At 49.7% G+C, this 12,453-nt stretch carries 12 protein-coding genes; 1 reads left to right on the forward strand and 11 read right to left on the reverse strand.

Features of this window, described 5'->3' with window-relative positions; all coding sequences use genetic code 11:
- Nucleotides 1-81 precede the first annotated feature (81 nt).
- Entirely contained in the window at nucleotides 82-660 is a 579-nt protein-coding gene (locus JFT85_RS07790; protein ID WP_053255116.1) for a TetR/AcrR family transcriptional regulator, read from the forward strand.
- Between the two features lie 25 nt (nucleotides 661-685).
- Here JFT85_RS07790 and JFT85_RS07795 read toward each other — a convergent pair whose 3' ends face one another.
- From JFT85_RS07795 to JFT85_RS07845, 11 genes are all read right to left on the reverse strand, one after another.
- A complete protein-coding gene (locus JFT85_RS07795) occupies nucleotides 686-1,018 on the reverse strand; it encodes a ComEA family DNA-binding protein (protein WP_053255115.1) in 333 nt (110 codons plus the stop codon).
- A gap of 196 nt (nucleotides 1,019-1,214) precedes the next feature.
- A complete protein-coding gene (locus JFT85_RS07800) occupies nucleotides 1,215-3,212 on the reverse strand; it encodes a polysaccharide biosynthesis protein (protein ID WP_162232018.1) in 1,998 nt (665 codons plus the stop codon).
- Between the two features lie 116 nt (nucleotides 3,213-3,328).
- Nucleotides 3,329-3,889 (reverse strand): sugar transferase, encoded by a 561-nt coding sequence (locus JFT85_RS07805; protein WP_053255114.1) that lies wholly within the window; start codon nucleotides 3,887-3,889, stop codon nucleotides 3,329-3,331.
- 25 nt (nucleotides 3,890-3,914) lie between these two features.
- Nucleotides 3,915-5,021 carry an acyltransferase family protein gene (locus tag JFT85_RS07810; protein WP_073636972.1) on the reverse strand — a complete coding sequence of 369 codons (1,107 nt, stop codon included), beginning with the start codon at nucleotides 5,019-5,021 and terminating at the stop codon, nucleotides 3,915-3,917.
- Nucleotides 5,014-6,024, reverse strand: a complete 1,011-nt coding sequence (locus JFT85_RS07815) for a UDP-glucose 4-epimerase family protein (protein WP_069553082.1) — start codon at nucleotides 6,022-6,024, stop codon at nucleotides 5,014-5,016. The genes JFT85_RS07810 and JFT85_RS07815 overlap by 8 nt, the downstream gene beginning before the upstream one ends.
- A gap of 2 nt (nucleotides 6,025-6,026) precedes the next feature.
- Entirely contained in the window at nucleotides 6,027-7,133 is a 1,107-nt protein-coding gene (locus JFT85_RS07820; protein WP_053255111.1) for a DUF1972 domain-containing protein, read from the reverse strand.
- Nucleotides 7,123-8,217 (reverse strand): glycosyltransferase family 4 protein, encoded by a 1,095-nt coding sequence (locus tag JFT85_RS28590; RefSeq protein ID WP_078827908.1) that lies wholly within the window; start codon nucleotides 8,215-8,217, stop codon nucleotides 7,123-7,125. The genes JFT85_RS07820 and JFT85_RS28590 overlap by 11 nt, the downstream gene beginning before the upstream one ends.
- 9 nt (nucleotides 8,218-8,226) lie before the next feature.
- The gene (locus tag JFT85_RS07830) at nucleotides 8,227-8,916 is read right to left on the reverse strand and encodes an acyltransferase (RefSeq protein WP_073636975.1); all 690 of its coding nucleotides are present in this window, start codon (nucleotides 8,914-8,916) and stop codon (nucleotides 8,227-8,229) included.
- Complete coding sequence (locus JFT85_RS07835) at nucleotides 8,916-9,791, reverse strand: hypothetical protein (RefSeq protein WP_139372197.1); 876 nt, start codon at nucleotides 9,789-9,791, stop codon at nucleotides 8,916-8,918. Before JFT85_RS07835 ends, JFT85_RS07830 begins: the two co-directional genes overlap by 1 nt.
- Nucleotides 9,766-11,001, reverse strand: coding sequence for a hypothetical protein (locus JFT85_RS07840; protein WP_169875860.1), 1,236 nt, complete (start codon nucleotides 10,999-11,001; stop codon nucleotides 9,766-9,768). Before JFT85_RS07840 ends, JFT85_RS07835 begins: the two co-directional genes overlap by 26 nt.
- Nucleotides 10,998-12,446 (reverse strand): group 1 glycosyl transferase, encoded by a 1,449-nt coding sequence (locus JFT85_RS07845; RefSeq protein ID WP_187601646.1) that lies wholly within the window; start codon nucleotides 12,444-12,446, stop codon nucleotides 10,998-11,000. Before JFT85_RS07845 ends, JFT85_RS07840 begins: the two co-directional genes overlap by 4 nt.
- Between the last annotated feature and the right edge of the window lie 7 nt (nucleotides 12,447-12,453).

Consider the following 12,453-nt stretch of genomic DNA (forward strand, 5'->3'; position numbering starts at 1 on the left):
TGCCAATGCAGATGCACCTAGTTCGGATGGGTAAATAGGTTCAACTTCGTTAAAATACGCGCTCGCTCCCGAGGCAGTCCTATGCGTTATTCAGCAGACCATAAAGCCCAGACTCACCAACGCATCATCAAGGAAGCCTCCGTACGCTTTCGCCGCGACGGGATTGGGGCCACCGGGCTGCAACCCTTGATGAAAGCTTTGAACCTGACGCACGGCGGGTTCTATGCGCATTTCAAATCCAAGGATGAACTGGTGGAAAAAGCCCTGCAGGCGACTGCTGCAGAACTGGATGCGCATTGCGAAGCGCTGTTCAATCAGGAACGGCCGCTGGATGCATTCATAGACAGCTACCTGTCTGAATGGCACCAGACCTCACCGGAGCAAGGTTGCCCGCTACCGACCATGTCTTCGGAACTGGGCCAAAGAGGCCAGCCTAGCCCGACCACGGATGCGGTGCTTGGGGCTCGGTTGAAGCAAGTCGAAGCGGCCTTGGGAAACGCGGATGCCGATGAGCAAAGCCTGATGCTGATGTCGACACTGGTAGGCGCGCTGGTACTGGCCAGGAGTGTCGAAAGTGCAGCGTTGGCAACCCGGATCTTGAATGTGGTGCGCACCACATTGAAAGCGCAGGTTGTAGAGCAAGAAAAGGCCGGTCACTGACCGGCCTTTTTTACAATAATGTCCCTTAGTTGACCACCAGCCTGTCGCGGTTCTTCTCCAGCAACGCCTTACCGATACCTTTTACTTCCAGCAACTCATCCACCGCCGTGAAGGGGCCATTACTTTCACGATACGCGATGATCGCCTTCGCCTTGGCGGCGCCAATACCAAACAGGTCGCGGCGCAGGGTTTCCGCATCGGCAGCGTTCAGGTTGACCTGGGCAGATTGCTCAACCTTGGTCATCTGTGCAGCGATCGGGGCGGGAGCTTCGGTTTTGACAGACGGGGCAGCCGTGGCCGCTACGGAGATGCTCGCGAGGAAGGCAAAGATCAGGGAAGAGATAGAGGTTTTTTGCATTGGTGACGCTCCATGACATCAATAAAAGAAAAGCAGCTTTCCGAAGCTGCCTTCCTAACTTAGGTGATGTTGGGAGAGAGTCAAAAGTGACTGGGTTACAGAGTGTGTTTCATATTCCTCAACGGCCAGCGGGCCTGACTCAGCGCTGGTGGCGCGCCCGCTTTGAACGGTATCAGCGGTTATGTAACCGTTGATCTCACGGCTCAAGTCGGCGCTGCTGGTAGATCCAATCGACGATTTCCCCGTCCGGCGTGTAACCGCTGACGGTGTCCCGCAACAACTGGCGAACACGGCTGAAATCGTCCTGATCCACCGCCGCAAGCAATTCGGAGAGCTTGAGCTTTAGAGTCTCCCAAGGCAGATAATCTTCATTGGCACTCATGATCATCGGATGTTGCGTCGCGACGACGTTGTCCCCAATCAGCAATTCCTCGTAAAGCTTTTCTCCCGGTCGCAACCCGGAAAACTCAATGGCAATGTCACCATGAGGGTTCTTGTCGGAGCGCACACTCAGCCCTGACAAGTGGATCATCTTTTCCGCGAGTTCGACTATTTTTACCGGTTCGCCCATGTCCAGCACGAACACGTCGCCGCCCAGGCCCATTGAACCGGCTTGTATGACCAACTGAGCAGCTTCAGGAATGGTCATGAAGTAGCGGGTGATTTTGGGGTGCGTGACGGTCAGCGGCCCACCGGACTTTATCTGCTTGTGAAACAGCGGAATCACCGAGCCGGAAGAGCCCAATACATTGCCAAATCGAACCATCGTGAACCGGGTTTTATTCACGCGGGAAACGTTGGACTTATCACCGAACAACACCGGTGCAAGTTCGCGGCTGAGTGCCTGAAGCGTCAACTCGGCAAGACGCTTGGTGCTGCCCATGACGTTAGTCGGACGCACCGCCTTATCCGTGGAAATCAGCACAAAATTCGAGGCCCCGGCCTGGACGGCCGCCTGAGCCGCATTGAGTGTGCCGATGACATTGTTCAGCACTCCCTCTGCGATATTGTGCTCGACAATCGGCACATGCTTGTAGGCAGCAGCGTGGTAAACCGTGTCGACCCGCCACGCTTTCATCACATCCAGCAGCTTTGAAGGGTCACGCACTGACCCCAGGATAGGCAGCAGTTTTACCGGCAACGATTTTCGGGTAATGCGCTGTTCCAACTCAGACAGAATGCTGTAGAGGTTGAATTCGCTGTGTTCAAACAACAGCAGGGTTTTGGGCTTCAACTCCAGGATTTGCCGGCAGAGCTCTGAACCTATCGAGCCACCGGCCCCGGTCACAAGGACGCTCTGCCCCTTGATGCAATGCTCAAGCAAATCAGCTTGTGCGGGGACCGAATCACGACCCAGCAAGTCAGCAATATCGACCTCCTGAATATCATCAACCTTGACCCGTCCACTGGCGAGGTCCATAAACCCCGGGACGCTGCGCACGTGTAACGGAAACCCCTCAAGAAAACCAAGAATCTCACGACGCCGGCCGCGGTTGGAGGAAGGCAGTGCCAGGAGGATTTCTTGAGCACCGGTAGCGTCGATCATCCGTTGGATATGCTTGGGCTTGTAAACCTGAAGGCCGGAAATGACGCGTTCCGAGATGGTGTCATCGTCGTCAATGAACGCAACCGGGCGCATCACACGCCCCATGCGAAGTGCCGCGACCAACTGGTTGCCGGCGGACCCCGCACCATAAATCGCCACCCGCGGCAGGCCATCCTCACGGCTGGTAAATGGTACGTGCTGGGCCGCTGCAAACCAATCGCCGAGGAAGTACTGACGCATGGTCAGGCGCAAACCGCCGACCATAATCAAGCTTAACCACCAGTAGTTAAAGATAATGGACCGCGGCACGACGTTCTGATGATTGCTATACCAGTAGACGACCACACCCAGAATCAAAGCCGAAAGGCTGACGGCTTTGATAATGGCGACGAGTGCGTCGTTGCCAAAATAGCGCATAACAGCACGGTACATGCCAAAGCGAATGAACAACGGAATGGCAACCACCGGCGCGGCTAAGAACAACCACAGATGCATTCTGACCGGGTTGATCATCTCGTCGATTCCGAGACGGACTAAAAACGCTATCCACAGCGCTAAAGAAACCAGTACAACGTCCGCCAATACCTGTATCAGTCGTTTTTGATGACGAGGTAGCTTCAATAGCCAAGCACGCAACCGGTTTATCATGACTCACCTACCGCCCATGCGTTAGATCAAAATTTTTTGACTGCGCGATAAACGCAGTACAAAAAACACACTGTACACCGCTAACCTAAACAGGCCAATCACGCAACGCGATGCAATTAATGGGAAACACCGTCGCGCTTGATTACCTTCATGGCGGTCAAAAACAAGATTTTCAGATCGAAAAGAACGCTCATATTTTTCGCGTAATAAGCATCATAGTCAACCTTGACCGGAATCGGCAGTTCGTCCCGTCCATTAACCTGCGCCCATCCAGTGAGGCCTGGCGGAATGAGGTGCACGCCTTGCTGGGTTCGTAACTCAATGAGGTCCGCTTGATTAAACAGCGCTGGCCTGGGCCCGACAAAACTCATATCGCCAACAATAATACTCCACAGTTGAGGCAACTCGTCCAAACTGGATTTACGTAAAAAGTTGCCAATAGGCGTTAAGTATTGGGAAGGGTCCAGGAGTAGATGCGTAGCGACTGCCGGTGTGCCTGTACGCATCGAGCGAAACTTCGGCATCCTGAACAGTACATTATTCACGCCTACCCGGTCCGACCAATAAAGTGCGGGCCCTTTTGACGTCAACTTTACTGCCAGGGTGACAAGCACAATCGGAATCAGCAGTATGAGCAAAGCGACCAGGCTCAGCACAAGATCAAAAAAACGCTTCATTTCCCACCAACCTTATCATTCAAAACTATTTAGGTGAATACTTGGCAAACTTACCGGACAGCTTCGCACAGGCCTGAGACAGTCTGGACGCAATCTCTTTCTTGCGCAAAATGCAGGGTTGCTCGATCACGTGCCAAGAAAGCACAGCAGGAACAAGAGCAACAGGTAATGCCAGGATAATCATCTGCGCAGGGGATATCCCTTTGTAGAGATGAGCCAGAATCTCTTGAGTGGGAAAGGCATAGATATACAAACCGTACGAGTAATCACCCAGTTTATTGTACTGCCGTGCAAACCACTGTGTGTTAAAGGCGACGAAGAACACAGAGTAACTCCACGCCACCACCAACACCTCGACAAACACAGGCGTCCTGTAGAGACACAGGGCCGCCACCCACCCGAGCGCCAGGTACCAGATGTTCAACTGAATCTTAAATCGGTAGGCGTACAAGAACATGCCGATTACAAACGCGAAACTCCACTGCACCCAGCTACGCAACTGGAAACCGAAGACCATGTATTCGTTTTTTTGCAGCACGTTAAAAACAACATAAAACAAAAAATACACTGCAAAAAATACCGAGACCCGGCGCAGACGTGTCAAACAACCGACGACGCCGAGTGCAAACACCATCGCATACAGCAAAACTTCATAATACAACGTCCACAGAGAACCATTGATACCAGGGTAAGGGTTATCCTGAAACAGGCCAGGCAACTGAAACTGAATATCCTTCAACTTTAAGTTCCCGGTAATATACCTATGCACCTCCTTGGCAGAGAAATAATCGTGCAGACTGAGTTCAGTGAACAGGGGACCGACCACCCACGCACTTAACAGCAGCACAACTAAAAGCCCAGGATACAAACGTAAAAACCTCGCAACAACAAAGTCAATCTTTGTCTTTGAACGCTCGTAACTCAGCGATATAAAAAATCCCGAAATACAAAAAAAGGTGAATACGCCTAATCCGCCCAGCGTTATCCCGAGTTGCGCCATCAACGGCTCGGTTTCAGCCGCGCCACGAGAGAGCGGGTAAGAATGAGAAACCAGTACGAAGAACGCCGCGACCATTCGGATAAAATTGAAATTATTATCCCTCGACTTAAGCAGTTCGGCCAGATTACCCATGCGATGTTCCACTTTGTTGGGCTAGATAATGTCGGGCCGTGATAGCAAATGCCTCATCAATGCTGACGGGAGGGGCCCAACCCAAGCGCTCGCGCGTATCAGTAATGTCCACTTGGAGAGACCCGCACAGCCGCTGCAAAAACGCCTGTTTACCCACCAAGGTTGCCGCAGCGTTTAAAAGAAAATAGGGAAATGAAAAAACGCGTGACGACTTATTCATGGCTATGGCCAGTTTTTCTAGAATCTGCCCAATAGATAAATCATTATCGTCGCTGACCAGAAACACCTGATTTGCTGCTTGCGGGTGCTTGATGCACACACAAATCAAATCCACCAGGTTATCAATGAAAACCAGGCTTCGACGGTTATCAATAGTACGAAAAGGCAGCGGCAGTTTCTTGTTCACGATCGAAAGCATGCGTTCAAAGTTCGCCTTCACACCTGGGCCATACACAAGAACAGGCCTGATTATCACGACGTCCATCGAGGTTCGCCCCGCCAGCGCCAGAAGCGCCTGTTCGGCTTCCAGCTTGGACACACCGTAGTCGTCAAGCGGCGCCGGAATATCCCGCGAAGTAAACGCAGTGTGAGCTGGGGTCTCTTCGCCGTTCACTTTGATCGAGCTGATAAAAATAAACCGTTTTACACCCGCATCGGCTGCCTGCTGGGCAAGCTTGAGCGTCGCGTCCACGTTGACTTCACGAAACGCCTGCAACGGGTTGCTATGCGTTTCATTCATGACGTGCGCACGACCTGCGGAGTGTATGACGACGTCGACTCCCAATAATGGGACCTGCCAGTCGATATCGTCCGTCAGCGACCCGACAATAAACTCCTGCACACCAGGCACGGGGGGAACACGCCTTTTACGGGTGACGCTGACAACCGGATACTTACCATCGACCAGCGCATTGAGCACTGAACGCCCTACGAAGCCGGTCGCCCCCGTGAGCAGTATTTTTGGTGTGTCTGGAACAGGGTGGAGGCGTGCATCATCCAACATATTCAAGCCTTATCAGCTGAAAGTAGCGATTTGAACAACTTATCATATTGAGAAGAGACACCTTCCCAACGATAACGACGCGTCGCAATCTCGTGCATCTTTTCACTCAATTGCGCACGTTCAGCTTCATTGGCGAAAAGGCTGGCGGCACTCTCGATCAATGCCTGACTGGACGAAAAGAACTTTGCGCAGTCTTCGGTAGAAGCGCGGTTGAACGACACATCGAAAGCAATGACAGGCAAGCTCAACCACATCGCCTCAACCAACGATGGGTTGGTTCCACCGGCGCTGTGGCCATGAATATACACAGTGGCATTGCTGCGCAACGGGCTGAGCTCATCACCGTTGTAAATAGGGTCGAGTAAGTGCAGGTGCGCCATGCCCGAATATTTATCCTGTAGCGCTTTGCCGTACTCACTGTGTTTCCAATTACCCACGATCACCAACGGCAACCCGCTGGTGCTAAAGGCTTCAATGATGATATGAATATTATTTTCAGGCTCAATCCTGCAGACGGAGAACGCATAGGGTTTACAAAGGAAAGGGTAACGCTGCAGATCCGACTCGGCCAGCACGCTGGTTTTGGCCTGATCGCCACCATAGGCGATGAGTGTGCTCTCACGCCCGTATTCGTTACGCACATAATCCTGAAGAACTTTGTTATCCGTGACGATGGCATCTGAATATTTAACCGCCACCGCTTCTGAAAACTTCAAAAATTTCTTAGCCAGAAATGACCACTTGGCACGTTTCCATTCATAGCCGTCAATATTGACAACAATTCTCTTCTTGGTCAGCATCTTTAAAAAAGGAAGTGCGATGCAGCCGGAAACCCCGAGTATCACCAGTACGTCATTTTTCCTATAGGCATGCAGCATACTGATAATGTCATAGGGAATACTTTGCACGCCGTTAGCTTTCAGCGGAACGTAAACCAAGTTGGCGTTACGATATTTCGCCGGCCGGGATGCGTACGACGTCGAGCTGCAATACACCGAAATGTCGTACACTTGATCCAGATACGTTATCAATTGTTCTGATAACGTCTCCCATCCACCGTACTGCGCCGGGAGACCGACCGTACCGATAACTGCTAATTTAACGCTCATTAAATACCCCAAGCACACTACTTTCAAAGTTATCAACTGAGAAACTAAGCGACTTTAATTTTGCAGCTTCAGACAAGCGAACGCACACTTCTGGATTCTTCTGAAGAAATTCCACTCGAGCGGAAATTTCCTCAACCTGACTTGAATCCATTAAATATCCTTCCTTGCCATCCGTTACCAGTTCGACAGGCCCACCCACCGGAGGGACAATACAAGGCACTCCAAATGAAAGCGCCTCAAGGATAGTCAGTCCAAATGTCTCCACCCATTCTTTCGGTTTCGAAAGACTAAGCAAAACATTCGCCTTCTGATAATAAGGAACGACATCCTCACACCGTGAAACAATAGTCAGGTTTCCAGGACAGCTTATCCCCGAAAAGTACTCAGCTACTTCAGCATCCCCTGCGCCCAGCACCAAGGTAAATTCAAGTCTTTTGTTATGCGCCAACAAGCTTGCAACTTTTATAAACTCACCGACACCCTTATAGGCCTTTAGAGAACAAATCATCAACACACTGAACTGTTCACTGGGTTGAGTATGATACGTGTGATGCGCAGCAATACGTGCCATACCCTGTGGGATCGCATTATAAATCACCTGACTTTCTACCGCAGGAAAACACTCGGCATTCGCTAGAAAATGCGAAACGAAAATATTTTTACTTGAGCACTTTGCAACCACCCACCGCAAGAAAAGCTTTAGCGGCTTTGGGCGGATCGACGTCTCATGAATGTGATAATAAACCTTAATACCCAGTAACTTTCCCGCCAACGCCGCACCAAACGGAAGCAGTGTATTGACGTAAAAAACCGTTGAAGACTTACGGTAACTCATTAATTTAAAAAACAAAATCAGCTGTGAAAGGCTGTAACTCAATAACGTCAAATATTTGCTTTCGAAACGTTTGTAAAAATAGCGTCGTTGCACACACGGCGCAGAAGAAAGGAAGCCATCGCCGCCCTTCCCACCCAAAAACAATTCGACGTCAGCGCCCTCGCTTGAAACCGTCTCAATAACCTGCGAAAGAACCTTCGGGCTCCCGCTATAGTCATTCAGCAAATGGAAAAATATTATCTTCTTCACGACACGTCCTTAGCTGCGTTCTTTTATGCGCTTTGCCGGAACACCCGCGTAAATCGAGTTAGCCGCATATCGTCCAGCTTTCAAAACAGCGCCTGCCGCAACAACACAACCGTCCTCAAGAACCACACCGTCCAGCACGGTTACCTTGGCACCTATCCAGCAATTATTGCCGATCTGGATCCCCTCGTTATTGACGCCCTGAAGTCGAATAGGCTGGGTGGTATCAGAAAAATTATGATTCTCCGAGTGAAAGGAGACATAGTTTCCGATGATTGTGTCATGCCCAATAGTAATGCCACCGGCGCAGCCCAAAAAGCTACCACTTCCGATACCGACATCGTTGCCAATCGAAAGCCCCTCACCCAATTTAGTCAAGCTGCCGGTACACTCGATGGTAACATTTTTCTTTAAGGAAACCCCTCGCCCAAAAACGATACCTTTGATCGCTAACGCGTCGATAAAACAGCCGTCATCGATCATGAGTCCTTTACCCGCTGTAATCATTGATCGGGCTTTCACGGTAACATTTTTTCCCACAAGAATGACTGAACGTCTCCTGAAGATGAAGAAACCATTGATGGCCATGCACACTTTCGAAAAAACCAATTTTAAAAGATAACCGTCCGGAATGCGTCTATCAATTTTGATACCCCGCTTCCTTATTTTAAGAGAAAGAAACTCAACCAGTTCGATCAGCATTATTTCTTTCCTCTAAAAGACGAAATATAGGAACGCAAAAAACCTGTACTTTTATACGAGAGACTCTTTCTGAGCGAGGCCACTAGCAAATACATCTCCATCACACAGTGAAAGAGATACCCCCTGCGCTCAAAGATCACTCGAAAGCCGCGGATCATTTCCTGAAAACGAAAAACAGCCCGCTCGGCGCTGTCGGACGTATGCTCGGAAAGATCGTGTTGTAGAACAGTGTCCAGTACATAGAAGTGCGAATAATAGGATTCGTATCTGACAAAAAACGCAGTGTCCGTCGCGTAGAACTTGAGGCGCTCATCAAAAAGCGGCGACATTCTTTCATAGCATGACTTGTTGAATATTACGCCACTGTTGATAGCGAGCTTGTTAACCGAGGCGTTCATACCGCTATCAACTTGCTCGGACAAGCGGCCGAAAAACCACACGCGTCGGCCTGGGCTGATCAGTGTTTCTCGGGAGTAGATTTTTGGGAGCATAACCCCGAACGAGTGCGGCGCTGAGGTGGCCTCATATTTAAGCGCAATAGAGAGTGCATCGACATAATCCTGACTGGCATAGTCTGTATCATCGTCGGAAATCATGAAATGCGTAGCACCGTTAGAAAAGGCCATATCGGCTACGCGATTATAGACATGTGGCAAGCCATCATTATCACCCTCAAGCCAGGTTAAACGTTCGCTCGATAATGCGGGCGAGCAAGACGGCGTATTGTTCCACACATAAAAATCAACAGAAATGCCGTGCGCCTGAAAGCGCACGCGGTTGTTCAGCAACGTCGTGATAGCGGCCGAGTCTTTATAATGCCTTTTATAAAGCACAATCAATATCGAAAGCTTAGCGTGCACGATATTTAGACTCATCCATTACCACCACTATAATTAGCGCAAAAAGATACAGCACAACACTGTTAGTGTAAGACTGGAAAAAAAAGCTGCTCAGAAAAAATGGATAACTGATGACCAGGTAATCGGCCACTCCCCTCATGAACACATCACCGCCAACACGCATCGCTTGAGTGATTGCGACGACCTTACTGTAAAAGCAGATCAACCCCATCATGATCGCCACCCCCAGATAACCCGAGGACGCGAGAAGATTCAGCCACAGTGAATCAAACCAGTGCAACTGCCCCGGCCCGATCGCTCCGAACCCCAACCCAAGCGGCATCGTGTTAAGGGATCCAAGAACCACATACCATTGACGAACCCTGTCAAGAGCCGACAGATCCTCCGTATACCCCAGCGCGAGGTATAAAAATATAGAACCCGTCACCGACAGGAAATAACCATACCCTAGCAAACTGATGAATAGCTTTCGGCGAAACAACTGTAAGACCGCCAGGAAGAGGACGGCCGATATCATGCCAATAGCAGAGGTTCTCACCGATCCATAAATGATCAGCACGGTCGAAAAAATTGCGACCACCGTATATAACAAAAACCTTGAATCGTAAGATCTTTTCCTGATCGTCTGCACAAGCAGGCACAGCGTAAACAGTGCGGTATTCAAAATAAATGCTGAAAACTCCAGAGTACCGGTAAAAAATCCGGACATCCTGGGATTGCCGTCCCTCATGGAGTTATAGGTCTCCAATGTAAATCCTTTCTCAGACAGCAACGGCCAGTACCAGAACTGCTCCGGGTCACTGATCGTCTGATATTGATACAACGCATACCCGCCTGAAATAAAAGTCATCACCACCAGTGTAGAAAATATAACACGCAACTTAGTCTCAAGCGTTAACCCCATACACACCGCATTCACCGTCAATGCAAAGAGCACCGGCATAGCAAATGATCGAAACATCCGAAAGGACGCCTCTGTAAAATCACCGCACACGCAATAGAACACTAAAAAGAATAAAACCAACAGCAACGGCGCTTTATATCTACTCGGAAGCGAAAAGCGAGTACCTGCATAAAAAAATGCAATCAACACCATCAATAGAATATAAAGCAGTGCGGCGCCTTCACGCCAAGCGCCCACAACGCTGGGAGCGTGGAGAGTTAAAATAACGTAATCTGACAGCATCAGCATTATTAAAAAAAAGCGCAGGCCTAACGCACTCATACTTTACCCGGCCTATTTTCTTTGCCACCCTGCCTCTTAAGCTTTAAAAAAACTAATTTGAGGGCAATCTTAACTTTTTGTGTGGCACTGAGTTCAAAAAACAATGCCGGTAAAAAACGCTTATCAAAATCAATTAATCTAGACACGACCGCCGGTGGAATCGCCGTGGTTATTTTCCCCGCCTGCTGGTAGACGGCTATATCCCCAGTCCATGTGACGTACGCCTCCATCTCATTCGCACACATAACGCCGTCATACAGGCACGCTTGATAACGGGATTTAACTGCCTCATAACCATTAACGGCCAACACCGACTGTATAATTTCGCTACCGTTCTGGCGATGTAGAATGCTCGCAATAAAATCATCGACACTTTCATCTTTTAAATTATCCGCAGGCGAATAACCTTGTACGGGGGCGCGCAGCCCAACACACCGACGGCCTTTAAAGAGTTGCTCCGCAAACGCGGTTCCCCCCGGGGTAGGATAACTATCAACGTAAAAATCCGCTGACTCTAAAAGCTTTAAATAACTTTCGTAGGGCACAGACGCTAATATCTTGAATCGGCTCCAGTACCTGAGCTTTAACGGCCACCACCAGAAATTTGTAAGCGGGCTGGCGCCGACAATCCAGAATGTCGAGTGTTTAAATTCAGAAAGCACTCTGTGGATGGCGGGTCTCAGATCATAGTGCTTGACCGGCTTAAACTTGAATGGAGATGCTGCGCTGAAAAAATTTAACGCATCCTGTTTGCCAGGCAAGCGGTGAGTCTTTGTGACGAGGGTACTTGTCAGCGGAATCCCCAGAAACGACTTCTGCCCGCTGATTGTCTTCTTCATATCCCGGCGTCGACCGAATGTACTAAGTTCAAAGTACACGTCCGCCACCGAACTGCCGTAGGTGAACACGTGATCTGCGTGATTGACGAAAAAGACCTTAGCCTGGGTAAAACTCTTCACTATTTTGCACGCAATAACAGAAATCATGTCATCCGGATGAATATGCAAAACAATCCGACGGTACGATTTAAGCGATTCTACGATTGCAGCGATTTTCTCCAGAGGTGTATAAGCGCCTATAACCGTACACGTGTCAAAAAACCCGCGGGTACGCTCAATCGCTTTCTCATCACTTTGCCGAGTTATCAGCAGATCCGGTTTTTCCCGGTGCATCGTGGAAAGCTGCTCCATCAGTCGAGTATGACCACCGATCAGATAGGGCTCAGAAATCAGATGAATACAATCTTTTGAAGGCGTGTGACCACTATTGTTTGGCAATACATCCGTGCACCGCGCGGTTAACAGGTCTTCAAGCTCGGGGTCGTCATAAATACCTTTATCAACCGCCCAGAGTATTGCCCCATACACCTCAGACAATTCGAGACTCTTGTTAACGTCTTCTTGCGCTAAAATCATGTCGCGGATTGAAGATAGCAAGCCACTCATGGTCAAA

It is taken from the genome of Pseudomonas sp. TH04 (assembly GCF_016651355.1).
Classification (GTDB): Bacteria; Pseudomonadota; Gammaproteobacteria; order Pseudomonadales; family Pseudomonadaceae; genus Aquipseudomonas; species Aquipseudomonas fluorescens.